Origin of the sequence: Nocardia takedensis NBRC 100417 (assembly GCF_000308695.1) — a bacterium.
GTDB lineage: Bacteria > Actinomycetota > Actinomycetes > Mycobacteriales > Mycobacteriaceae > Nocardia > Nocardia takedensis.
Genome location: NZ_BAGG01000103.1, coordinates 41,278 through 65,150 on the forward strand (window position 1 = coordinate 41,278; position 23,873 = coordinate 65,150).

Annotated in this window: 23 protein-coding genes and 1 pseudogene; 11 read left to right on the top strand and 13 right to left on the bottom strand. The window is 69.2% G+C overall.

Annotation, left to right across the window (positions count from 1 at the left end):
* The first annotated feature begins 21 nt into the window (after positions 1–21).
* On the top strand, positions 22–594 hold the full coding sequence (locus ON30_RS22040) for a TetR/AcrR family transcriptional regulator (protein ID WP_040709741.1): 573 nt from the start codon (positions 22–24) through the stop codon (positions 592–594).
* A 276-nt stretch (positions 595–870) separates the two neighbouring features.
* Here ON30_RS22040 and ON30_RS22045 read toward each other — a convergent pair whose 3' ends face one another.
* Together ON30_RS22045 and ON30_RS22050 are read right to left on the bottom strand one after the other, a co-directional pair.
* Positions 871–1,599, bottom strand: coding sequence for an alpha/beta hydrolase (locus tag ON30_RS22045; protein ID WP_040709743.1), 729 nt, complete (start codon positions 1,597–1,599; stop codon positions 871–873).
* An 88-nt stretch (positions 1,600–1,687) separates the two neighbouring features.
* A complete protein-coding gene (locus ON30_RS22050; protein ID WP_157183806.1) occupies positions 1,688–2,143 on the bottom strand; it encodes a hypothetical protein in 456 nt (151 codons plus the stop codon).
* Between the two features lie 62 nt (positions 2,144–2,205).
* Between ON30_RS22050 and ON30_RS22055 the strand changes: the two genes are divergently transcribed.
* Together ON30_RS22055 and ON30_RS22060 are read left to right on the top strand one after the other, a co-directional pair.
* Positions 2,206–3,222, top strand: coding sequence for a type IV toxin-antitoxin system AbiEi family antitoxin (locus ON30_RS22055; protein ID WP_157183807.1), 1,017 nt, complete (start codon positions 2,206–2,208; stop codon positions 3,220–3,222).
* Positions 3,215–4,060 (top strand): hypothetical protein, encoded by an 846-nt coding sequence (locus ON30_RS22060; protein WP_051029760.1) that lies wholly within the window; start codon positions 3,215–3,217, stop codon positions 4,058–4,060. Before ON30_RS22055 ends, ON30_RS22060 begins: the two co-directional genes overlap by 8 nt.
* 297 nt (positions 4,061–4,357) lie before the next feature.
* Here ON30_RS22060 and ON30_RS22065 read toward each other — a convergent pair whose 3' ends face one another.
* Positions 4,358–4,675, bottom strand: coding sequence for a hypothetical protein (locus ON30_RS22065; RefSeq protein WP_040709746.1), 318 nt, complete (start codon positions 4,673–4,675; stop codon positions 4,358–4,360).
* A gap of 286 nt (positions 4,676–4,961) precedes the next feature.
* On the opposite strand from ON30_RS22065, the gene ON30_RS22070 reads away from it, so the two are divergent.
* Positions 4,962–5,768 carry an LLM class flavin-dependent oxidoreductase gene (locus ON30_RS22070; RefSeq protein ID WP_040709841.1) on the top strand — a complete coding sequence of 269 codons (807 nt, stop codon included), beginning with the start codon at positions 4,962–4,964 and terminating at the stop codon, positions 5,766–5,768.
* A gap of 13 nt (positions 5,769–5,781) precedes the next feature.
* Here ON30_RS22070 and ON30_RS42545 read toward each other — a convergent pair whose 3' ends face one another.
* Positions 5,782–6,393: a GNAT family N-acetyltransferase gene (locus ON30_RS42545; protein WP_439928891.1), complete on the bottom strand. Its 612-nt coding sequence runs from the start codon at positions 6,391–6,393 to the stop codon at positions 5,782–5,784.
* A gap of 192 nt (positions 6,394–6,585) precedes the next feature.
* Positions 6,586–7,548 (bottom strand): annotated as a pseudogene (locus ON30_RS42550) (condensation domain-containing protein); the annotation flags it as partial.
* Positions 7,549–7,601: 53 nt separating this feature from the next.
* Here ON30_RS42550 and ON30_RS22080 point away from each other — a divergent pair.
* Positions 7,602–8,390, top strand: coding sequence for an alpha/beta fold hydrolase (locus ON30_RS22080; protein ID WP_040709750.1), 789 nt, complete (start codon positions 7,602–7,604; stop codon positions 8,388–8,390).
* A gap of 75 nt (positions 8,391–8,465) precedes the next feature.
* Here the strand turns inward: ON30_RS22080 and ON30_RS22085 are convergent, their stop codons facing one another.
* From ON30_RS22085 to ON30_RS22100, 4 genes are all read right to left on the bottom strand, one after another.
* A complete protein-coding gene (locus ON30_RS22085) occupies positions 8,466–8,879 on the bottom strand; it encodes a PIN domain-containing protein (RefSeq protein ID WP_040709752.1) in 414 nt (137 codons plus the stop codon).
* On the bottom strand, positions 8,876–9,094 hold the full coding sequence (locus tag ON30_RS22090) for a type II toxin-antitoxin system VapB family antitoxin (RefSeq protein ID WP_040709753.1): 219 nt from the start codon (positions 9,092–9,094) through the stop codon (positions 8,876–8,878). The genes ON30_RS22085 and ON30_RS22090 overlap by 4 nt, the downstream gene beginning before the upstream one ends.
* A 129-nt stretch (positions 9,095–9,223) precedes the next feature.
* Complete coding sequence (gene ychF / locus ON30_RS22095) at positions 9,224–10,303, bottom strand: redox-regulated ATPase YchF (protein WP_040709754.1); 1,080 nt, start codon at positions 10,301–10,303, stop codon at positions 9,224–9,226.
* A 58-nt stretch (positions 10,304–10,361) separates the two neighbouring features.
* Positions 10,362–11,261 (bottom strand): quinone oxidoreductase family protein, encoded by a 900-nt coding sequence (locus ON30_RS22100; RefSeq protein ID WP_040709755.1) that lies wholly within the window; start codon positions 11,259–11,261, stop codon positions 10,362–10,364.
* Between the two features lie 118 nt (positions 11,262–11,379).
* Here ON30_RS22100 and ON30_RS22105 point away from each other — a divergent pair, with 118 nt between their 5' ends.
* The gene (locus ON30_RS22105) at positions 11,380–12,222 is read left to right on the top strand and encodes a helix-turn-helix domain-containing protein (RefSeq protein ID WP_040709756.1); all 843 of its coding nucleotides are present in this window, start codon (positions 11,380–11,382) and stop codon (positions 12,220–12,222) included.
* Between the two features lie 4 nt (positions 12,223–12,226).
* A complete protein-coding gene (locus ON30_RS22110; RefSeq protein ID WP_040709757.1) occupies positions 12,227–12,652 on the top strand; it encodes a VOC family protein in 426 nt (141 codons plus the stop codon).
* A 3-nt stretch (positions 12,653–12,655) separates the two neighbouring features.
* Here the strand turns inward: ON30_RS22110 and ON30_RS22115 are convergent, their stop codons facing one another.
* The 3 genes from ON30_RS22115 to ON30_RS22125 all read right to left on the bottom strand — a co-directional run bounded on the left by ON30_RS22115 (position 12,656) and on the right by ON30_RS22125 (position 15,818).
* Positions 12,656–13,495, bottom strand: a complete 840-nt coding sequence (locus tag ON30_RS22115; RefSeq protein ID WP_040709758.1) for a carbohydrate ABC transporter permease — start codon at positions 13,493–13,495, stop codon at positions 12,656–12,658.
* A complete protein-coding gene (locus ON30_RS22120) occupies positions 13,492–14,370 on the bottom strand; it encodes a carbohydrate ABC transporter permease (RefSeq protein WP_040709842.1) in 879 nt (292 codons plus the stop codon). The genes ON30_RS22115 and ON30_RS22120 overlap by 4 nt, the downstream gene beginning before the upstream one ends.
* Before the next feature lie 185 nt (positions 14,371–14,555).
* Complete coding sequence (locus ON30_RS22125) at positions 14,556–15,818, bottom strand: ABC transporter substrate-binding protein (protein WP_040709759.1); 1,263 nt, start codon at positions 15,816–15,818, stop codon at positions 14,556–14,558.
* 253 nt (positions 15,819–16,071) lie between these two features.
* Here ON30_RS22125 and ON30_RS22130 point away from each other — a divergent pair, with 253 nt between their 5' ends.
* The 4 genes from ON30_RS22130 (at position 16,072) to ON30_RS22145 (ending at position 20,716) form a co-directional block, all read left to right on the top strand.
* Positions 16,072–18,336 (top strand): carbon starvation CstA family protein, encoded by a 2,265-nt coding sequence (locus tag ON30_RS22130; RefSeq protein WP_040709760.1) that lies wholly within the window; start codon positions 16,072–16,074, stop codon positions 18,334–18,336.
* Positions 18,333–18,548: a YbdD/YjiX family protein gene (locus ON30_RS22135; protein WP_051029762.1), complete on the top strand. Its 216-nt coding sequence runs from the start codon at positions 18,333–18,335 to the stop codon at positions 18,546–18,548. Before ON30_RS22130 ends, ON30_RS22135 begins: the two co-directional genes overlap by 4 nt.
* A gap of 90 nt (positions 18,549–18,638) precedes the next feature.
* A complete protein-coding gene (locus ON30_RS22140) occupies positions 18,639–20,183 on the top strand; it encodes a DNA-3-methyladenine glycosylase 2 family protein (RefSeq protein ID WP_040709762.1) in 1,545 nt (514 codons plus the stop codon).
* A 26-nt stretch (positions 20,184–20,209) separates the two neighbouring features.
* Positions 20,210–20,716: a methylated-DNA--[protein]-cysteine S-methyltransferase gene (locus ON30_RS22145; RefSeq protein ID WP_040709763.1), complete on the top strand. Its 507-nt coding sequence runs from the start codon at positions 20,210–20,212 to the stop codon at positions 20,714–20,716.
* Positions 20,717–20,778: 62 nt separating this feature from the next.
* On the opposite strand, the gene ON30_RS22150 is transcribed toward ON30_RS22145, so the two are convergent.
* Positions 20,779–23,850: an AAA family ATPase gene (locus ON30_RS22150; protein ID WP_040709764.1), complete on the bottom strand. Its 3,072-nt coding sequence runs from the start codon at positions 23,848–23,850 to the stop codon at positions 20,779–20,781.
* Between the last annotated feature and the right edge of the window lie 23 nt (positions 23,851–23,873).

Here is a 23,873-nt window from a genome sequence, read left to right on the forward strand (position 1 = left end):
CCCACCGGGAGCGCACCACCCATGACGTCCACCACCCGCTCCGCCGACGCGCTGCTCGACGCGGCCCTCGCGTCGATCGCCGAGAACGGCCTGGACGCCCTCACCCTCAGCGCCGTGGCCACCCGCGCGGGCGTCTCCCGCGCCACCGCCTATCGCGAATTCGGCGACAAGGAAGGACTGATCTCCGCCGTCGGGCGCACCGAGGTCGCCCGCATGGTCGCCGCCGCCTACACCACCGTCGACCTGTTCGCCCCGATACCCCAATTGGCCCGCACCGCAACCCTGTTCGCCCTGGATTACCTGCGGAACCACCCCGCCTTCGGCTACGTCCGCGCCCACGAACCCGGCCACCTGCTCGCGCTTGTCGTCGCGGAAGGGGAGTCCCGATTGAACCTCGTGGAGACCGTCGCCTCCTTCGCCGAACCTGTCGTCGCGGCCCGGGGCGACGCGGGTCTGGCGCTGCCCGCGCGCCAAGCCGCCGAGGTCGTGGTGCGGATCGTGCTGTCCCACGTGCTGCTGCCCGGGAGCGCGCTGAGCGACGAACAAGTCGCGGACACAGCCGCCCGGGCGATCACCGGGGCTGATTCGGGATGAGATTTCTCGCACCATTCGTATCAGTGAGATTTCGGCCCGCGCCTTTGACCTACCTGCCCCGTGCCACAACCAAGCCACGACGGTGACACCACATCCAGTCCCGCGTCACCGAATCCAGTCCTGGATCACCGAAACGGGGGCCGCCGCATGGCGCAGCCGCAAAGCCGGGCGGCAACGCCTGAGCCCTACGTCAGCAACACGGGCCCGCACATGGGACCGCCGCAGCGCCGGGCGGTCACGCTCCAGTCGGGCGTCATAGACGCCTGCCGCCGGGTGTCACCGCCGCAGGGCCGCGGCCACCCATGTCATCGCCTGACGGACGGCAGCGCGGGAATCCTCGTTGTGATCGGCGGTGTCGAAACCGTGCACACCGTCGGGCACGTCGATCACATCCACCCCGACCTCGTGCCGCTCGGCGACTTCGGTGAACTCCGCGACCGACGCGGCCACCGCGATGCTCTCCCGCCCGACCCGGGTGAGCAGCACCGGAGGACGATCGACCGCCGCCGACAGCGCGTCCACCGGGTCGAATCCGGCCTCGACACCCCACCCGACCGGCGGTCGCAATACGGGATAGGTGAGCGCGACGCACCGCAACCACGCGGGCGGTTCGCGTAGCCACGGCGCGGACAGCAGCCCGCCCCCGGAGAAGAACCACAGCGCGACCCGCTCGGAATCCACCGACGGCAATGCCCGCAACCGCTCCACCGCCGCCCGCACATCCGCCTCGGCCTTCCCGTACGCCGCGGGCGAATCGAGTCCGTGATCCACCACCGCCCCCACCAGTCCGCTCATCGCGGCCAAGGCCCCATACCCCTGGAAGATCGGCCAGTCCCGCGGTGTGGCGACCAACCCGGCCGGCAACGGCCCGCCGTGCACGAACAGGACGGCGGGCAAGGGCCCTTCCGCGGCGTCCGGACAATAGAGGTCGAGGACCCCGTCGCGCTCCCTGGCGACTTCGTTCACAGTCAGGACGAACGGCTGCATGTACGGAGGTACCACCATGCCCCGAGGGTAACGACCAGCCGGTCCGAACAATCCCCGTTTCACTAGAGTGCGGCGCGAAATTTCCTGCCGACCACCACCATTCACCTCACTCCGCGACGCCCGGCGACAACCCCACCCCCTCCCGCACCCGCGCGATCGTCGGCCGCTCCCCCTCGCCCACCGCCGTCTCGTGCAGACTCCGCAACCGGTAGCCGCGCTCCGAGACCACCAGCGACGCCGTCGCCACCCGCGGCGTGCGCACCTCGCCCACCCGGTTCTCCGCCGCGTACCGCACCACCACCAACTCCCCCACCCCCACCAACTCCACGAACTCCGACACCTCGATCTCCAACCCCGGCAACAGATTCCGCGCCGCGAACACCCCACCCAACAACGTATCCCGATCCACCACCATCCCTGCCGTCGTCACCGCCGAGAACTCCTCGTGGAACACCTCGGAGAACCGATCGAACACCTTCGGCGGCGCATCCGTCCCGATCCACTCCGCCAACTCCCAATGCAGCCCCACCACGAACTCGGCCGCCTCCGAATACTCAGACATACCGCCCATCTTCACCTCCCACCCCCCAGCACCCCATCCGTTCGACCCGAGCAGGTCGATGCGTGTTCAATATTTCACTCCGTTCAATTATATTGAACAGAGTGTATGACCGAACGCGACAAGAGGCGATCGAACGCTCGGTGTCCCGAGCGCTGTCGGATCTTGGCGTCGACTTCGAGGTTCGACACTGGTTGAACGACGACAACGCGCAGGTCAGTGTGGGTCGCCACGGACATCACACCCCCTACCGCCTGGTTTGGTCGCCCCACCCGACACTGTCCGCCCTCACCCGATCGGTCTCCCACAACGAGGCCGAACGACTGCTCGTTTCCGGCCCTCGGATCACCAGTCGCACCGCGAGAGCCTTCCGCGAGGCCGGAATCGACTACATCGATGACGCGGGCAACGCACATCTGAGTTTCGGCCCGGTCCTGATCGACATTCAAGGACGCACGCCGCCGACCGAACCTGTTCGCCGCCCCTCGGACGCCAATCTGTTCAGCGCCAAACGAATGCAGGTCATCTTCGTCCTGCTCGCCTGGCCGGACCTCACCCGCGAACCCGTCCGATCCATCGCGACCGCGGCCCGAAGCTCGGTCGGAATCGTCCAGTCGACTCTCGACATCCTCAAAGAAGCCGACTATCTCCTTGGAAGGTCCCTGCACCGACGCAACGAACTCCTCGATCTCTGGGTGGCCGCCTTCCGGGGTTCACTCCTCCCCAAAATCCGTCGCCACACATTCAGTGGCGAATTCGCGGACTGGTCGCCACCGCCGGGTTACCTCCTCAGCGGCGAATCCGCCGTCGACACCATCCGCCATCCCCGCACCCTCACGATCTACACCGAGGACTTCGACCTGCGGCAAGCCGTCCGGAGCGGCTGGCAGACCTCCGAGGAACCGAATATCGAAGTCCGTCAGAAATTCTGGCGAGAACCGACGGGCGAATACTCCCGCCAACAGGCCCCCTTCGGACAACCGACAGTCCCCCCACCCCTGATCTACGCGGACCTCAAACTCTCCAACGAACCCAGACAGATCGAGATCGCGACCCTCTTGCGAAAGGATCGACTTGTTTGACCCCGGACGTATCGACGGAGCGCAGGTCGATCTGATCGACCGCGTGATCACCGCCCTCGTCACCAACGACGACGTCGACGTCACCTCGATAATGCTCATCGGAGCGCACTGCCGCGACCTCTTGCACCTCGCATTCGGTAGAAACGACCATCTCCGCTCCACCAGCGACGTCGATCTAGCCCTCGCCGTCCACGGCCACACGGACTACCGACGCATCACCTCGGCCCTACCGCGATCCGGCTCGACGGGAATCCGCTACACCGTCGCGGAGATCACCGTCGACCTGATTCCGTTCGGAGAGATCGAAGATCCCGCGGGTACCACCTCGCTGCCCGACCGAACGGAGACCATCGATGTCTTCGGTTTCCGGGAGGTCTTCGACCGATCGATCCCGCTCACACTGCCGAGTGGCTCCCCCATACGCCTGCCATCACCCGCTGGGTATGCCGCGCTCAAACTGAAAGCATGGTGCGACCGGTCCGTGAACGGCGAATACAAGGACGCAGCCGATATAGCCACCCTGTGTGACTGGTATCAGCGGGATACCGATATTCGGGCCTCGCTCTTCGAGAGCGAACCCGACCGTACCGACCTGCTGATTCGCGCGGGCATGGATGTCGACACCGCCACGCTGTTCCTTCTGGGGCAGGCCATTTCGAACGTCCTCGGCAAGGACCGAACAGCCGAACTCGCGAGGGCTTGGGCTCACACGGATCGCGGAATCTTGGCCGAGTACTTCGCCCGGGAACGCTCGCGAGCACGCCCTGACCCGATAGCCGCACACAGAGCAATCACCGCCCTGACAGATTTTCTGGCTCGACCGAGCGAAGCCGAATGACTTCCGTGTGCGGCAGCCTAGAACTTCGCCCCCGTCACGACTTCGGACCCGGCTGCCCACTCGGGTTCACGGCGTCCCTACCAGCGGTTGTCGCGTAGATCGGCCTGCTGGTACTGCCCCGAAAGCGCATACAGCGCAACGTAAGAGCCAGCGTTCGCTGCCCCGACACTCCCGACTTCGGGTCCCACCGATCCGCAGTGAGATCGATGGGATCCTCGGCACTCGACCACTCGGGCGCAGAGCCGTTTCGACAGATTGCACCCTAGATGAAGGACAGAACAGCTGATCGGGCAAACACTACGCCTGGACGACCTCGACGTTCACCAGGGCGTTGAAAGAGTCGCAGCCGGCCCAGGATTGGTTCTGGCCGTATTGGACCGGGCCGTATTTCCAGTAGGTGAAGGGGACGGGCCAGGCGACGCAGGTGAGTTTCACCTGATGCCAGGTGGGCAGTTCGCAGTTGGCCATTCCGCCGGTGTTGAAGATGTTGTAGACGTGGCAGTTGGCCTGCCAGACGGGGACGTCGGCGTGGGCTACGCCGGTGCCGAGCAGTCCGGTGGCGGCGGTTGCGGTGGCGACGGCGGCGCCGGCGACGAGTCGCTTCGTGGAAAGCATGTCGAACCTCCGATCGATGTTGTCTGGAAGATCGCTCGTGATTCGCGGATGTTACGCCGGTCGGCCCCTCGATTTCCGGTGTCCCGTCCCGGTCGCGGTCTTCGCCTGAACAGGAGGCGTATTCGCCGGAAACGGGTGAGCGGATGTGTTGTCGGTTCGTTCGCCCCGCTGATTGCCGGAAATGAGCGGTCTCGGACGTTCGTCGGGCGACTCCGGCTGCCACGATGAGTTCCTACGGATCACGGCGTCGGTACCGCTGAACGCTTCCAACGACAGGAGTCCGGATATGACGAGACCGTTCCGCTTCGGGGTCGTGGCCCCGCTCGACAGTGATGTGCCGACTTGGCTGGACCGCGCGCGTCGTATCGCGGACACCGGCTATTCGACGTTGCTGGTCCCCGACTTCCCGTTGACGCAACCGGCGCCGGCCCCGATGTTGGCGACCGTGGCGGCCCGCACCGATCTGCGGGTGGGCACGTGGGTGTACGCGTCTCCGCTGCGCCCGGCCTGGCTGACGGCGTGGGAGGCGCATTCGCTGTCGCTGGTGACGGACGGTCGCTTCGAGATGGGTATCGGCACCGGCAGGCCCGGTATCGAGGACGAACTCCGGGAGAAGGGACAGTCGAACGTGCCGCCGCCGCATCGACGGTTGGCCGAGATCCGCGAGACCATCGCCCGTTTGCGTGATCTCGACGGCCCCGACCGTCACACGCCGGTCGCGATGGCGGTGTCCGGTCCCAAGGCGCGGGCGCTGGCGGCCGAGGTCGCGGACACGGTCACTCTCGCGTTGGGTGCGCAACCTCGCGGCGAGGTCGAGCGACTGACCCGCGACTTCCGCGCCGACGGAAACGTCGAACTCGCACTCGCCGTCCCGGTCATCGGCGACGCCGTCGCGCCGTACATGGCGCCGCCGGACACCGATCCGGCCGCCCTGCGTGCGGCGGACGCGGTGACCGTCCTCCCGGACGACCCGGCGGCCGCCGCGCAGGAGATCCAGCGGTTGCGCGAGGAGATCGGCTTCTCCTATTTCGTCCTGAGCGCGGATTTCGCCGAACGGTTCGCGCCCGTCGTCGCCGAACTGGCCGGACGTTGAGGGCCGGGAATCCTCAGAGCGCCCGCTTCAACCCGACGTGACCGTTGTCATATCCGAGCCGCGCGTAGAAGGCATGCGCGCGCTCGCGCACCCGATCGGTGGTGACCTGCGCCAATGTCGCACCACGATGCCTGCCGTGCTCGTGTGCCCACTCGAGCATCGCGGTGCCGATGCCGCGGGAACGTTCCGAGGCGGCGACCCGAACCCCCTCGATCTGGAGGCGAGTCGTGCCGCCCCGGGACAGTCCCGGGATGATGGTGAGCTGCATGGTGCCGACGATCCGATCATCCTCGTCCCGCACCACGGCGAGGTAGTGGGCGGCATCCCGACTGACGGCGTCGAACGCTTCCTCGTAGCGGGCGATCTCGGAAACCTCACGCGCGCGGCTGATCTCGTCGTCGGAGAGCAGCGCGACCAGCGCGGGCACATCGGTGCGCGCCGCGCGCTGCACGCGATAGGTGCGCTCACCCAGCCGGAGTCGACCGCCGACCGACGCCCGCGCCCGGGCCTGCAACCGGGCGATCAACGTGTCCAGCCAGGAGCCGACATGCTTTCGCGCTTCCGGAGTGTCGGGATATCGGCAGCGCAGGTGCAGGCCGGCCTCGTCGAGGACGAACCAGAGCATCACCCCGTCGGTCCTGATCGTCGCGCCGACGTACTGGGCCTCCAACCCGGTCGCGTCGACCCGCACCGGCAGCCGACGCAGATCCAGCCACGAAATCGCGAACATGCCCGGGGCTTCTGGCATTCCGCCCCAGGGGCGCAGGATGTCCTCGAGCGGCCACGACCCCATCCGGACGGCCTCCTTCACGGCCTCCGCGCTGGCGCGGGGATCGGCGTCGCTCGACTCGAGCACCGAATTGGTGATGAACCAGCCGACCGAATCGTGCCAAGTGGTCTCGTATCGGCTGTGCACCGGGAACACGGCGCGCAGCGCGGTGCCCGCCAATTCGCGGGTCACCTCGGTCATCGCGCCGACGACCAGCGCCAACGTGGAGACGCCGTCGTCGCGGGCCTGCGCGGAGAACGCGGCGCTGTCGTCGACATCGAGGACGTCGCGCACCTCCACGCGCTCCTTCTGCAACGTCGCCTCACCGAGTGACAGCGGGAACCGCGGCATCACGTCCCCGCTGTTCGCCAGGACCTCCGCCCAGCGGCGACGCACCTCGGCGGGCGCGGGCGGACGCTCCCGCAGCGCGCGGGTGTGCTCGGCGAACGCGGGCGCGGACGGCAGCGACGGCGACCCGCCCTTCTGCACCGCGGCCAGCGCGGCGAGCAGATCGCGCACGATCACCAGCATCGACCACATGTCGACGTGCGAATGGTCAGCGGCGACGACCACCGTCGGCCCCACCGCCGTCTCCAGCACGCACAACCGATGCGACGGACGCCCATACGGCGTGCACGCGCTGTCCAGGACATCGCGCAGCGCGTCGTTGACCGCCTGCCCCGGCGCGATCACATGCTCGACCCACCCGCCGGGCTCGATCTCGACCTCGTGCAGCAGCGGCTCACCGTCCTCGCCCGGCACGAAGACCGACCGCAGCGTGCCGTGCCGCCGGATCACCGCGAGCCACGCGGCCGCCAGATCCTCGGGCGACACGGGCTCGGAAAGCCTGAAGGACAACGCCATCCAGGATCCGGCCCGATCACCCGCACCGACATGGCGACGCTGATCGAAGGACACGGGAAGCGAACGGCCCACCCGACCGACGGTGACGTCGAAGCCGAGAAGTCGGCCGAACGGGAGGCGCAAGTGCGCGACGTTGGTCAGCCGCATGACGGTATCCTAGGCTCCTTCCCGAGCGACTTCTCAGCACCCTGGAGCCACACGTGCCGACCTTCCACGTTCCCGGCGCCGACCTCGACGTGGAATTGAGCGACGAGGGCGGACACCCCGTCGTCCAACTCCACGGCCTCACCTCCAGCCGCCACCGCGACCGGCTGATGGACCTCGACCTCGGCCGAGGACTCAGCGGCACACGGCTGCTGCGCTACGACGCCCGAGGTCACGGCCACTCCACCGGCCGCGCCGTCCCCGAAGACTACCGGTGGTCGGTTCTGGCCGAGGATCTACTGCTGTTGCTCGACCACTGGTTCCCCGGTGAGAAAGTGCACGGCGTCGGCCCGTCCATGGGCACCGGCACCCTGCTGCACGCCGCCGTCCGCGACCCCGACCGCTTCGCCGGCCTCACCCTCCTAGTGCCGGCGACCGCCTGGCACACCCGCGCCGCCAAAGCCGAGCTCTACCGCAAGAACGCCCGCCTGATCGAAGAACAGGGACTCGCGGCCTTCCTCGCCGCCGACCTCACCGCACCCCGACCACCCGCCACCGCGGGCACCCCGGAAACCGTGCCCGACGTCACCGAACACCTCCTCCCCTCCCTCTTCCGCGGAGCCGCCCTCAGCGACCTCCCCGCCCCCGAGGCGATCACCGCCCTCCAGGTCCCGACCACCGTCCTGGCCTGGATCGACGACCCCGCCCACCCCGTCTCCACCGCCGAAACCCTCGTCTCCCTCCTCCCCCACGCCACCCTCGAAATCGCCGCCACCCCCGCCGACCTCGCCCGCTGGCCCCGCATCCTCTGCGAAGACGTAGCCCGCCACGGCACCACCGACTGAGCAACCGAGAGCGCCGACGAACGAATTCTCAGACATTCAAGCGGAATTCGACCGCGTTCGCGGTACGAGGCAATGTCACGACGAAGGCGCGACGTACTCACACCGCAGGTCGGAAACCTTGGCGATGTGCTCGTAGTCGCGGTCCGTAGCGAGCACGGTGGCGTCGTTCACGATGGCGTAGCCGGCGATGAGGATATCGAGCGAGCCGGCCGCACGGACAAGCCCCACGCTCCACAGCGCCTCCTGGATGTCGAGCACGAGCGATTCATCGGGTGCGTTCTCGAGTGGGAACCCGAGCGAGATCTGTTCTCGGTAATGCGCGTACTCCTCGGGTGTCCGCGCGCTGTCGCAGAACTCGAGAACCTGCGGCGGACAGGTGACGAACAAGTCGGACGGTGCCCGCTCGATGCGCCGGAGGCGCGCGGTGATAGCCGGATCCCCCGTGGCCAGCCTGGCCCACACCGAGTTGTCGACCAGGTAGTCGGTCATGCAGAAGGAAACTCTCCCGGAGAGACCACCGGCGCACCGAGCTCGTTCTCGAGATCGGTCAGCCCGGCGATACCGTCGATCATCGCCCCCTTCTGCTTCGAGGCGATGAGACGACGCAACGCGAGATCGAGAACGGCCCGGTTCGACCGCTCGCCCGTGAGCGCCCTGGCGCGCTCGATCAACTGCGGATCCAGGTCGACGCTGGTGACTGCCATGATGAACCCCTCTCGTTATATGAGCAATTATATAACAAGCGCCATCATGGAACCATCCCCGCCGGTGGACATCCGCAGCGGCTCAAACCTCCCGTCTCGGCCGATGCGGAGAACCGCACTTCGCCGCGCTCAGACGTTGAAGCGGAATTCGACTACGTCGCCGTCGGACATGATGTAGTCCTTGCCTTCCATGCGGACCTTGCCGGCGGCTTTGGCGGCGGACATGGAGCCGGCTTCGAGGAGGTCGGTGTAGGCGACGATTTCGGCTTTGATGAAGCCGCGTTCGAAGTCGGTGTGGATGACGCCCGCGGCTTTGGGGGCGGTGTCGCCTTGGTGGATGGTCCAGGCGCGGGCTTCTTTGGGGCCCGCGGTGAGGTAGGTCTGGAGACCGAGGGTGTGGAAGCCGGCGCGGGCGAGGGCGTGCAGGCCGGGTTCGGTCTGGCCGATGGATTCGAGGAGTTCGAGGGCGGATTCGTCGTCGAGTTCGAGGAGTTCGGCTTCGACTTTGGCGTCGAGGAAGACGGCGTCGGCGGGGGCGACGGTGGCGCGCAGTTCGGCGAGTTTGGCTTCGTCGGTGAGGACGGATTCGTCGGCGTTGAACACGTAGAGGAACGGTTTGGTGGTCAGCAGCGACAGTTCCCGGAGCAGTTCGGTGTCGACCTTGTTCCCGGCGGCGAACAGGGTGGTGCCCGCGTTGAGGATCTCCTGGGCGGCTTTCGCGGCGTCGGCGATCGGTTTGCGGTCCTTCTTGATCTTGGCTTCCTTCTCGAAGCGCGGGACCGCTTTTTCGAGGGTTTGCAGGTCGGCGAGGATCAGTTCGGTTTCGATGACCTCGATGTCGGAGGCCGGGTCGACCTTGCCGTCGACGTGGATGACGTCGTCGTCGGCGAAGACGCGCACGACCTGGCAGATCGCGTCGGCTTCGCGGATGTTGGCGAGGAATTTGTTGCCGAGTCCGGCGCCTTCGGAAGCGCCTTTGACGATGCCCGCGATGTCGACGAAGGACACGACGGCGGGGACGATGCGTTCGGATCCGAAGATCTCGGCCAGCTTGTCCAGGCGCGGATCGGGCAGCGGCACCACCCCGACGTTCGGCTCGATGGTCGCGAACGGGTAGTTCGCGGCCAGCACGTCGTTCTTGGTCAGCGCGTTGAACAGCGTCGACTTTCCGACGTTGGGCAGGCCGACGATTCCGAGGGTGAGACTCACGAGGTAGGGAGTCTACGCGTCGCGGGCGCGGGGTCTGTCCGCGCCCACCGGCACCGGGTCAGGGGATGAGCACGATCTTGCCGAAGTTGGCGCGGGCCGCGAGGACTTCGTGGGCGCGGGCGGCGTCGGCGAGGGGGTATTCGGCGTGCACGGTGGGGACGACCTGGCCGGAGGCGAAGTACTGCCACAGTTCCTGGCGGAGGTGTTCGTGCACGTCGGGGGTGTCGCGGGCGAGGTGGGCGGCGTCGAAGCCGAGCACCGCGCGGGGGCCGTCGAGCAGGTCGGCGAGGGCGATCGCGCCGGTGTCGGACCCGTAGGCGACCAGGCGACCGCCCGGGGCGAGGGTGGTGAGCAGCGGCGCGAGCAGGTCACCGCCGAGGGCGTCGAGGACGATGTCGACCGGTTCCACGGTGGACAGTTCGTCGTAGGTGCGGACCTCGTCCACGCCGAATCCGTCGAGGAAGGCGGTTTTGGATCGGTCCGACACCGCGGCGACGACGCGTTTCGCGCCGCGCACCCGCGCCGCTTGCACCGCGAGGTGGCCGACTCCGCCCGCGGCGGCGGTGATCAGCGCCGATTCACCCGACCGCGGCCGGGCGGCGTCGATCGCGCCGAGAGCGACGATTCCCGAGCGCACGAGGGCGACGGCGTCGACGGCGGAGGCGCCGTCGGGGATGGTGGACGCCGAGTCGGCGTCGAGCAGGGCGTATTCGGCGTAGCCGGGTTCGGCGGACCGGCCGACGACCCGGTAGCCGGGCATCCAGTCGTCCAGGCATTCGCCGACGGCGACGACCTCGCCCGCGATGTCGGCGGTGAGCGTCCCGAACACGGCCGCGCGGGTCACGCCGATCGCGTCGACGCGGACGAGCAGTTGGCCCTGCCCCGGCGTCGGGACCTCGCTCGATGTCATCTCGAGCTGTTCGAATCCGCCGCCGTACGCGTACCCGACCCGACGCATGACACCTCCATTGATAGCTGGGAGGCGTAACCGTAACCGCAGGACGGTGCGATCTCACCCATCGATCCGCTCGGTTGTGCGGTTTCTCACCGCTGTCGCGGGGCGTAGCGTGACGGGTATGGAGCCCGCCACGGAGGTGGTGACGGCGCGGCCCGCCCCCGCGCTCGCCGGATTCATCGATCACTATCTCGGCTACCGGATGATGGGGTACGCGCCCGGTCTGCACCGGGGGCTGCCGTCGCGGCATCTGACGTTCATCGTCGCCATCGGCCCGGTCATCGACGTGGTCGAGCAGACCGATCCGCGGCAGTCGCCGCAGGACTACCGGTGCGTGCTGAGCGGGTTGCAGGCCAGTTCGGCCTCGATCGCGCACACCGGCGACCAAGAGGGCGTCGCGATCGCGTTGACGCCGATGGGGTGCCGCACCCTGTTCGGACTGCCCGCCGGGGAGTTGTGGAATATCTCACTGGAGTGCGCGCAGGTCGCCGGTCCCGCGGGCGACGAACTGTGGGAGCGGTTGCAGGGGCCCGCGCCGTGGTCGCGGCGGTTCGCGATCTGCGACGAGGTGCTGGGCGGACTCGCCGACCCGAATCGGGTGGTGGCACCCGAATTGGCTTGGGCGTGGCGGGCGCTGGTGGACAGCGGGGGCGTCGCGCCGGTCGGTCGACTCGCCGAACGGGTCGGGTGGAGCCGTCAGCATCTGGCGCGTCGGTTCGGCGCGGAGTTCGGGGTCGGGCCGAAGTTGGCGGGGCGGATCACGCGGTTCGAGCGGGCTCGGCGGATGATCGAGCGGACGCCACCGCACGTCACGCTGGCCCAGGTCGCGGCGACCTGCGGGTACTACGACCAGGCGCATCTGAACCGGGATTTCGCCGAATTGGCCGGGTGCAGTCCGACGCTGTGGCTGGCGCAGGAGGTTACATCCGTCCAAGACCCGGACGGGGTCGAACGCGGAGGCTGAAGGCATGACGAACGAAACCGACACCCTCGGGACCACCCACGCGGCGGCCGTATGGCCGTGCCTGGCACTACGCGACGCCCGCGCGACGGCGCAATTCCTGGTGGACGCCTTCGGCTTCCGGCTGACCGCGCTCTACGCCCGCGACGACGACCCGGCGATCGTCGAACACGGCGAACTGCGCTGGCCACTGGGCGGCGGCGTCATGTTCGGCAGCGCGGGCAAGGACGACGGTCCGTTCGGGCGGCGCGAACCCGGCGGCGAACTGCTGTATGTGGTGTGCGCGGATCCCGACGCGCTGTTCGAGCGCGCCCGCGCCGCCGGGGCGGAGGTCGTGCGCGAGATGCGCGAGGAGGACTACGGGTCGCGCGGGTTCACCGTGCGCGATCCGGAGGGCAACCTGTGGAGTTTCGGAACCTACGCGGGCGAGTGAGCCTCACCGGCCCCCGGTCAGCGCGATCCCGCGCACGAAGGCCCGCTGCGCCACCGCGTAGAGCGCGAGCAGCGGCAGCAGGATCACCACCGACGTCGCCATGAGCAGCGGCCACTGGGTGTGGTACTGGCCTTGCAGCCGGACCAGACCCAGTGTGGCCGTGGCGTATTCGTCGCGTTGCAGCATGATCAGCGGCCACAGGAAGTCGTTCCACACCGAGATCCAGGTGAGCACGGCCAGCACCGTCAGCGCCGGACGGGTGTGCGGGAGCAGCACGCGCCAGTAGATCTGCCAGGTGGTGCAGCCGTCGAGGATGGCGGCCTCCTCGAGTTCGGCGGGCAGGGTGCGGAAGAACTGGCGCATCAGATAGGTGCCGAAGGCGCTGCCGAACAGGCCGGGCACGATCATCGACCACGGCGTGTCCACCCATCCGAAGGCCCGCATGATCAAGAACTGCGGGATGACGGTGACGGTCAGCGGCACCATCAGCGTGCCCAGGTAGGCCAGGAACAGCAGGTCGCGGCCGCGAAAGCGCAGGCGGGCGAAGGCGTAGCCGGCCAGTGAGCAGAAGAACACCTGCCCGGCGGTGACGCAGACCGCGTAGACGACGGTGTTGAGCAGCATCCGTTCCAGGGGCAGCACCTCGAAGACGCGCCCGTAGTTGGACCAGCGCGGGCTCCGCGGCAGCAGCGTCGGTTCGCTGATCTCGCCGTCGCGTTTCAGCGAACCCGACACCGCCCACAGGATCGGGGCCAGCGCGCACCAGGCGATGACGGTGAGCACCGCGTAGAGGGCCGCGCCGCGGGTCAGGCGACGCACCGTGCCCCGGTCGGCCCGGTTCACAGCGGCGTCTCCTCGCGGCGGGCGTAGCGCAGTTGCAGCAGGGTCAGCGCGAACAGGATCGCGAAGATCACCCAAGCCAGCGCGCACGCGTAGCCGACCTCGTAGAAGCCGAACGCGTGCTGGAACAGCATGATGCCGAGCAGGTAGGTGCCGGTCTCGGGTCCGCCGTCGGAGCCGGTGAGCGCGTATGCCTGGTCGAAGGCTTGGACCGAGCCGATCACCGTGATCACGAAGACGAACGACAGCGGGCCCCGGATCAGCGGCAGCGTGATCGAGAAGAAGCGGCGCAGCGCTCCGGCGCCGTCGATGCGGGCGGCCTCGTAAAGGGTTTCCGGAACCCCTTGCAGGGCGGCGAGCAGCACGACGGTCGCGAACGGGACGCTCTTCCATACCGTGACGATGCTCAACGAGACCAGCGCCCAACTCGGTTCGGTGAGCCACGGCGTCGGGCCGAGGCCGATCCGGGCCAGCGCCAGATCGAGCAGGCCGTCCTCGGTGGTGAACATGAAGCGCCACACCACCGCCATCGCCACCGTGGAGGCCACCAACGGCAGGAACGCGGCGGTGCGGAAGAGTCCGATCCCGCGGACGCGACTGGTCAGCGAGGCCGCCGCCGCGAGCCCGATCACCACGGTCGGTACCAAGGTGAGCAGGGTGAACACGGCGGTGTTCCGTAATGCGATGAGGAACAGCGGGTCCGCGCCGAACAGGCGACGATAGTTGTCGAGGCCGACGAAACGCGGGGGGCTGAACAGGTCCCAGGACTGGAAGCTCAGATACAGCGAGGCGACCAGGGGGAACAGCAGGAACACCGCGACGGCGAGCAGGTTCGGCGTGACGAACAGCCACCCGTCGCGGGCGCGGCGGCGGGCCAGCGCGTTGCGGGCGGCGCGATGCCTGCCGGATTCCTCGGAGCGTGCCGTGGGCGGTCGGAGCGCCTGGTCGCGGCGGTCTGCGGGCGAGTCGGGTTCCACGTTCGTCGCTCGGTCGCGCGGCGGACCGACAGCGGAATCCGCCGTGATGTGACTTGTTTCGCGGGGCGGGGCCGCTCGGCGCGAGGTCACTGTTGTCCCAGGATCTCGTCGATTTCAGCCGGATCGAGCGAGGACGCCCGCGCCGCGCCGCGCAGCACCCGGTTGCCGCCGCGTTCCAGCAGCGCCGACACCTTGCCCCAGGCGGGCGTGATCGGCAGCGGCCGTGAATGATTCGGCCCCTCGGTCAGGACAGACAGGTTCTCGACGTCGCGGTGCGCTTCGGCGAAACCCGGCGAGGCCATCGCCGAACGCAGGACCGGCACGAACAGCCCCGAGCGCGCCACGATCGCCTGCCCTTCCGGTCCGGTGGCGAATTTCACGAATTCCCACGCCTGTTCGATACGGGGGCTGTCGGCCGCGATGGCCAAGCCGGTGCAACCGACATCGGTGATCGCGCCGGGGCCGCCGTGCGGTCCCACGGGCAGCACCGTCAGGTCGATGTCGCGATCGTCGCCGGCGAATTCGGAGTAGAGCCAGTGCCCGCCCAGCGCCATCGCGGCCCGGCCGTTGCGGAACAGGTCGGGGGCCGACATCGACTGCTGATCGACGGGGCGCGGGGCGACGCGGTGGCGCACCGCCAGGTCGGCGTAGAACTGGAAGCCCGCCGCGAAGCGCGGGTCGGCGAGGTTGGCGCGGGTGGGGCTCACCGGCGGGACGAACCAGGGCGCGCCGTTGTTCATGCCGAAACAGGCCGCCGAGAAGTACGGAACCCAGGCGTCCACGAAACCCCACCGCTCGTCACGGTGGGTGAGCGCCTCTGTCGCGTCGAGGAATTCGTCGAATGTCCACGGGGCGTCCCACCGGCCGGGCGGGCGCACGCCGGCTCGCGCGCACAGTTCCCGGTTGTAGTAGAGGAACACCCCCGACCACTGCTCGGGCAGCGCGTACTGGCCGCCCTGATAGGTGAAGGTGTCGTACAGGACCGGGAATCCGTCGCCACGCAGGGCCTCGGCATGGCCCGGATCGCGGTCGAGCAGGGTGCGCAGATCCAGCAGCACGCCGCGTTCGGCCAAGCCCGCGTACAGCAACTCCCAGGCCATCAGCACATCGGGACAGCGCCCGCCCGCGCAGTAGGTGAGCATCTGCTGCAACGGGTCCGGCCCGGACACGATCGTGCGAATCCTGATCTCCGGGCGCCGTTTCCGGAACTCCTCGATGATCGTCCGGCGGACCCGGGCCTCCTCGGGGCGGGCTTGGAAGAAGAAGGTCAGCGCGTCGTCGTCGCCCGCGCACCCCGCCGAGAGCAGTGGCAGCGCGAGCGCCGCACCGAGTACGGCGCGTCGACGCACCCGCGCGCCCGGCGCGGGACACGTATCGGCAACCGCCGCGCTGTGCTCCAGAACGACTCTCCTCGCGCAGGGGACGGGTCCACGGGACGGCCTCGCAGCTTACTTTTGGCAATTGCCGAAAGCCCGGGGACACACGGGAGAAATTCCGACCGGGACCGATCGACGGAGGAATTCCACACGGTCGCGATCCCCCATCGGTTACGTTGACTTCGTTCGGACAACGCTCTGAAGTGCGCTACGGGAGAGTGGTCAGATGGTGGCAATCGAATACCTGCGGACCGATCCGGAACTGCCGCCCGTCGGCGTGGTCGATCGCAGACCGATGAGCGCCACCGACAAAGCCGTCCTCGCCGTACTCGCCCTCCTCGGCGGTGTGGCCTGGGCGATTCTCGCGTTGGCGCGCGGGGAGAACGTCAACGCCGTCTGGATCGTCGTCGCCGCGGTGTGCACGTATGTCATCGCCTATCGGCTCTACGCGCGCTTCATCGAATGGAAGATCACCAGACCGCGCGACGATCTGGCCACACCCGCCGAAATCCTGGAGAACGGCAAGGATTACCTGCCGATGGACCGGCGGGTCCTCTACGGACACCATTTCGCCGCCATCGCCGGCGCCGGGCCGCTGGTCGGTCCGGTGCTCGCCGCGCAGATGGGCTATCTGCCCGGCACCATCTGGATCGTTGTCGGCGTGGTCCTCGCGGGCGCGGTGCAGGACTACCTGGTGCTGTGGGCTTCCACGAAACGGCGCGGCCGCAGCCTCGGCCAGATGGCCCGCGACGAACTCGGCGCGGTCGGCGGCGCCGCCGCGATCGTGGCGATCCTCGTCATCATGATGATCCTGCTGGCGGTGCTGGCCCTGGTGGTCGTCAACGCGCTCGGTGAGAGCCCGTGGGGCGTGTTCTCCATCGGCATGACCATCCCCATCGCCCTGTTCATGGGCGTCTACCTGCGGTTCCTGCGGCCCGGCAAGGTCGGCGAGGTCTCCGCGATCGGCATCGTGCTGCTGCTGGCCGCGATCGTCGGCGGCGGCTGGGTCGCCGACACCGGGTGGGGCGAGGACTGGTTCACGCTCTCGACCACCACGATCGCCTGGCTGCTCATCGCCTACGGTTTCGTCGCCTCCGTGCTGCCGGTGTGGCTGCTGCTGGCCCCGCGCGACTACCTGTCCACGTTCATGAAGATCGGCACCATCGGACTGCTGGCCATCGGCATCCTGGTGACCATGCCGGTGCTCGAGGCGCCCGCGATCTCGAAATTCGCCGGGTCCGGCACCGGCCCCGCCTTCGCCGGCAGCCTGTTCCCGTTCCTGTTCATCACCATCGCCTGCGGCGCGCTCTCGGGATTCCACGCGCTGGTCTCCTCGGGCACCACACCGAAACTGTTGGCCAAGGAATCCCAGACGAAGATGATCGGCTACGGCGGGATGCTGATGGAATCCTTCGTCGCCGTCATGGCGATCATCACCGCCTCGATCATCGACCAGCATCTGTATTTCGGCATGAACGCACCCGCCGCGCTCACCGGCGGCACCCCGGAAACCGCCGCCGCGTACACGAATTCACTCGGCCTGTCCGGACCGCCCGCCACCCCGGCCGATTTCGCGCAGACCGCCGCCGACGTCGGCGAGACCTCGATCATCTCGCGCACCGGCGGCGCCCCGACGCTGGCCATCGGCATCTCCCAGGTGTTCTCCGAATTCCTGGGCGGCGCGAGCATGAAATCGTTCTGGTACCACTTCGCGATCATGTTCGAGGCGCTGTTCATCCTCACCACGATCGACGCGGGCACCCGTGTCGCCCGATTCATCGTCTCCGACGCGCTCGGCAATTTCGGTGGGCCGCTGCGCAAATTCAAGGACCCGTCGTGGCGGGTCGGGGCGTGGCTGTGCTCGCTGGTCGTGGTGGCCGCGTGGGGGTCGGTGCTGCTGATGGGCGTCAACGATCCCTTCGGCGGGATCAACGCGCTCTATCCGCTGTTCGGCATCGCCAACCAACTGTTGGCCGCGGTGGCGCTGACGGTCGTGCTGACCATCGTCGTGAAGAAGGGGTTGGTGAAATACGCCTGGATTCCCGGCATTCCGCTGGTCTGGGATCTGGTGGTGACGATGACCGCCTCGTGGCAGAAGATCTTCTCCGCCGACCCGAAACTCGGCTACTGGAAACAACATAGCCTGTGTCAGGCGGCGAAGGACGCGGGGAAAGGCTGTCTGACGGCCAAACCGGATCAGGTCGATACCGCCCTGCGCAACACCTTCATCCAGGGCACGCTCTCGATCGTGTTCGCGGTGCTCGTCCTGGTCGTGGCCGTGGTCGGCGCGGTCGTGTGCGCGCGGGCGCTGCGGTCGGGCGGATCGACGACGACCGAATCGCCGGAGGAACCGTCGGCGATCTTCGCGCCGAGCGGGTTCCTGGCGACCAAGGCCGAGCGCGACGTGCAGAAACAGTGGGACGCGCTGATCGAGGCCGGTACGGTGCGCGCGCCTGGGGCCGCGGAGAAGGTCGCGGAGAAGGCGGAATGAGCGAGGTCGCGCGGGTGGGTTTCGCACGTCTCCGCACGGCCGCGCGTGGTGTCACCTGGTGGTTCAGTTCGGTGCTCGGCGGTCAGGACTACCGTCGCTACGTCGAACACCTGCGGCGCAGACATCCGGGACGCCCGATTCCCAGCGAGCGCGAGTACTGGCGCGAACGCTGGGCCGAGGCCGATCGGAATCCGCAGCAACGCTGCTGTTGAGACCGGAGATTGCCCCCGAATCCCCGGCGACAACCCTACGTGTCCGAAACCCGCTAGCACGGCCGCGCGCGAGCTGACATTGTTGATTACGTGACGATCACGGCGTTGGATTTCGAGCGGTGTTATCGAGCGGTGTCGACGCGCGACTCGCGCTTCGACGGGCAATTCTTCACGGCGGTACGGACCACCGGGATCTATTGCCGCCCTTCGTGCCCGGCCATCACCCCCAAGCGCTCCAACGTCACCTTCTTACCCACCGCGGCGGCCGCCCAGCACGCGGGATACCGCGCCTGCCGCCGCTGCCTGCCCGACGCCGCCCCCGGCTCCCCGCTGTGGAACACCAGGGCCGACCTCGCCGCCCGGGCCATGCGCCTGATCGGCGACGGGGTCATCGAACGCGGCGGCGTGCCAGCGCTGGCCGCCACCCTCGGCTACTCGCAGCGACAACTCACCCGGGTCCTGACCACCGAACTCGGCGCGGGGCCGCTGGCCCTGGCCCGCGCCCACCGCGCCCACACCGCGCGGTTGCTCATCCAGACCACCGCGATGCCCATGTCCGACATCGCGTTCGCGGCGGGCTTCGCCAGCATCCGCCAGTTCAACGACACCGTCCGCGAGGTCTTCGCGGTCAGCCCCACCACCATGCGCACCGAAGCGCAGCGGGCCCGTCGCGACACCGCCCCCGCGCAGGCCACCAACGGCTCGCTCACCCTGCGGCTCCCCTACCGCGAACCCCTGGACCGATCCTGGCTGGAATGGTTCCTCTCCGCCCACGTCGCCCCCGGCATGGAACTGTGGGAAGACCACGCCTACACCCGCACCCTGCGCACCCCGCTCGGGCACGCCACCACCCGCCTGAGCTTCCAGCGCGACCACGTGCGCGCCGAACTCGCCCTGCACGACATGCGCGACCTCGCGCCCACCGTCGCCCGACTGCGGCATCTGCTCGACCTCGACGCCGACCCGGTCGGCATCGACGAAGTCCTCGGTGTACTGCCCCGCCACACCGAGCCCGAAGACCTCGACGGTGAACAACTGCCCGACGCGGGCACCGCGCCCGCCACCGAAGAACCGCCGCACGTGGACGACGCCCGCAGACCGCTGTTCAGCCCCGGCATCCGGGTTCCCGGCTGCCTCGACGGCCACGAACTGCTGCTGCGCACCATGATCGGGCAGCAGATCTCGGTCTCGGCCGCCGCCACCCACACCGCGCGCCTGGTCGACGCGCTCGGCGAAACCGTCGACGGACCCGTCCCCCGACTGTTCCCCACCGCCGCCGCCATCGCCGAACGCGGCATGGACGTCCTCACCGGCCCCGGACGGCGGGTACGCTCCATCGTCGGCGCGGCCACCGCCCTGGCCACCGGCGACCTGCAACTGCATCCGGGCCGCACCGCCGCCGACCTGCGCCGCGACCTGCTCGCGCTGGAAGGCGTCGGCCCGTGGACCGCCGACTACGTCACCATGCGGTTGCTCGCCGACCCCGACATCCTGCTCGGCACCGACCTGGTCGTGCGCCAAGGCGCGACCCTGCTCGGCGTCGACCTCACCGACACTGCCCGCTGGGCCCCGTGGCGGTCCTACCTGTCCATGCACCTGTGGAAGGCCGCGCTGGCCGGACGCGCCGCGCGCTGACCCACCCGAACCGAAAGGCGAGCACCATGACCCGCACCGCGGACTACACCACCCTCACCACCCCCATCGGCCCGTTCACCGCCCTCGCCGACAGCGACGGCGCGGTCCTCGCCTCCGGGTGGACCGCCGACGCCGAGAACCTGCGCACCCTCGTCCACCCGCGCCTGCGCCCCACCGACCTGCGCGAACGCCCCGACCTCGGAGCCATCGGCGACGCCGTGACGGCCTACCACCGCGGCGAGGTCACCGCCATCGACGACATCCCCGTCGCCCAACACTCCGGCGAATTCCTCCTGCACGCCTGGACGATCCTGCGCAAGATCCCCGCGGGCGACCCGGTCACCTACACCGAATTCGCCGCCGTCGCGGGCTGCCCCGCCGCCACCCGCGCCGCCGCCAACGCCTGCGCCCGCAACGCCGCCGCCCTGTTCGTCCCCTGCCACCGCGTCATCCGCATCGGCGGCGCACTCGGCGGCTTCCGCTGGGGCCTGCCCGCCAAACAATGGCTCCTCGCCCACGAACACCGCGCCTGAAACCTCGATGCTGCGGGCGGGGGACCACACTCCCGCCCGAAGACTCGGCGGAAACCTCCGGGTCAGGCGACGGTGGATTTCAGGTGGGAGCCCTCGCGGCCGCGGATGACGTGGAGGCGGCTGGGAATGCGTTGGCGCATCTCGTCCACGTGGCTGACTATGCCGACCACCCGACCGCCCGCGCGGAGTTCGTCCAGGACGCCCATGACGGCGTCGAGGGTGTCGGAGTCGAGGCTGCCGAAACCCTCGTCGATGAACAAGGTGTCCAGGCGTAGCCCGCCGGATTCGGCGGCCACGGTGTCGGCCAGGCCCAGGGCCAAGGACAGCGAGGCCATGAAGGTCTCGCCGCCGGAGAGGGTTTTGGCGGGGCGGATCGCACCGGTGTAGTCGTCGCGGATGTCGAGACCGAGGCCGCCGCGGCGGCCGTACTTGCCCGCGCGGTCGGTGTGGACGAATTCGTAACGGCCACCCGACATTCGGCGCAGTCGCACGGAACCGGCGACCGCGACTTCCTCCAGGCGCGCGGCGAGAACGTAGGAGCGCAACGACATCCGGCGGTTGTTCTCGCCGCGCCCCGCCACCACCTCGGCCAGCGCGGCGAGTTCGGTGTGGGCGCGGCGCAGCGGGGCGATGTGGTCCAGCGCGGCCCACAGTTGCGCGCCCAGATCCTCGAGTTGGCTCACCCGTCGGGTGGCCTCGGCGTGCGTGGCGACGGCGGCTTCCAACGCGGCCTGCGCCGCGGCCTCGGCGCCGTCCACCTCGGCGAGGTCCCGCGGTGCCTCGGCTTCGGCCGCCCTGGACTCGGGGTCGGCGAGCACGCTTTCCGCGCGCACCCGGTCCTCCTCGGCGGCGCGCAGTTCGGTGTCGATCTCGTCCTGGCGGCGCTGCGGGCGCGCCGCCTCGGCCACGACCGCCGCGTACGCCTTGAGCAGGGTCAGTTCCTCCCCCGCCACGGCACGGACGTCGGCGGTGAAACCGGCCGCGTTCGCGGCACTCTCGACCCGGGCGGCGACCGCGACGACATGGTCGGCGGCGGCCACGGCCGCGTCGCGGGCGGAGCGGAACGCGCTCGCCGCGCCGACGAGGGCGTCCAGTCGGCGACGGCGGGCGGCGATGTCACGGTCGGCGCCCGCCGCGGCGCGCAATCGGTCGGTGATCTCGGTCAGGCGGGCTTCGGTCGACGCGATCCCGGTGGCGATCGCACCGCGCCGGTTCTCGGCGGCGCTCACCTCCTCGCCCAGTTCGGCGTCCGCGCCGCGCAGGCGGGTCAGATCGGCGGTGCAGGCGTCGACCAGTTCGGCGCTCTCGGCGGCATCGGTGTAGCGGTCGGCGGCGGCGCGACGCCGCGCGGCCAGATCGACCGGATCGGCGTCACCGCCCACCGCTTTGAGGTTCTCGATCCGCACTTCGAGGGCGTTGATGCGGTTCTGGACGTCGTCGCGGGCCGTCTCCGCCGCCCGCTCGGCGGTGATCGCGGCCTGCTCGGCCTCTTTTGAGACCTGTTCGGCGGCGGGCGTCGCGGGAGCGGGATGCTCGGCCGACCCGCACACCGCGCACGGCTCCCCCGCGACCAACTGACCGGCCAGTTCGGCCGCCATGCCCGCCAGTCGACGTTCCCGCAGCGCGAGCACCCGTTCGCGCGCGTCGTTGTGCGCGGACCTGGCGGTTTCGAGTTCGACTCGGGCGCGGTCGAGTTCGGGACGGCGGCGAGCCAGGTCCACCGCCGCGTCGGCGGCCGTGCGCAACCGTTCGAGTTCGGCGGCCAAGGCGGGTGCGGTGGCCGCGGCGGCGGTCGCCTCGCGCAGGCGGACCTCGGCCGTGGCGATGGCCGCGGGCAGCGCCGCCCGGCGGCGGGTCGACTCGGCGATGCGCGCCGCGAGTCGCTCGTCCTCGGCCCGTGCCTGCGCGAGGTCGGCGGACAACCGCGGGGCCGCCTCGGCATCGCCGCGCACCTCGTCCAACGCGCCCGAGCGGGCACTCCACCGGCGAATCACCGCGTCGACATCGGCGTCGGCACGCAGCACCGGATTCGCTGAATCGGTTGCCTCCGCGAGCAATTCGGCGCCACCGAGATCGGCGGCCTCCGGCGCGAGGACAGCGGACACCAACCGCGCCTCGGCCTCGTCCCGTTGCGTCTGTCGCTGTCTGCTCGCCACCACCACCGTGCGCGCCTCGTCGATGGCCTCGGCGACGGGTTGGGCGCGGCGGGCCAGTTCCAGTTCGGCGGTCAGCGCGGCGCGGTGGGCGGAACCCGCGGCATAGCGATCGAGGAATCCTCGCGCATCCGCGATCCGCGCGCGTTGCCGCGCCAGTCGACGGTGTCGTTCGGCGTGGGAGCGGGCCTCGGCGGCCGCGACCCGGTGACGTTCCCAGTCGGCGGTGACCGTGGTCAGTTCGGCGCGCGCCGCCGCGAGCAGTTCCTGCGACCACACCTCGGCCTCGCCGGGCGCGACGGCCTCGGTGACATGCCGGTCCGCCGCGATGGCGACCTTGTCGATGAGCCGGTCGATCGCGTCGCCGCGCACCTTCATCTCGGCTTCCGACGCGCGCTTGCGTTCGGTCAACCATTGTTCGGCGTCACCGAATCGACGTGTGTCGAACAGCTTTTCGAGCAGTCGTTCGCGATCCTCGTTCTCCGCGCGCAGGAATTTCGCGAAATCGCCCTGGGGCAGCAGCACGACCTGGAAGAACTGGTCGGCGCTCATCCCGAGCAGGCGGATGATCTCGTCGCCGATGTCGGTGAGCCGCGACAAGTTGACCCCGCGGCCGTCCAACCATTCCAGGGTGGCGGACGGGTTCTCCTTGACGAAGCCGTTCTTCGCGCGCTTGCTGGGCCGGTGGAATTCCGGTGTGCGGACCAACCGGACCCGACGGCCGCCCAGGGTGGCCTCGAGTTCCACGCGCGGCGGGGTGCGCTCGTCGGCGTGATCGGAGTGCAGACGTTTGCTCTCCCCGCGCGCGCCGGGGACGCTGCCGTAGAGGGCGAAGGCGATGGCGTCCAGGACCGTGGTCTTGCCCGCGCCGGTCCGCCCGTGCAGCAGGAACAGGCCGTCGGCCCCGAGTTGGTCGAAGTCGATGACGGTGGGCGCGGCGAACGGACCGAACGCCGTCATCTCCAACCGGTGCAGTCTCATACGCGCCCCTTCCCCGTGCACCG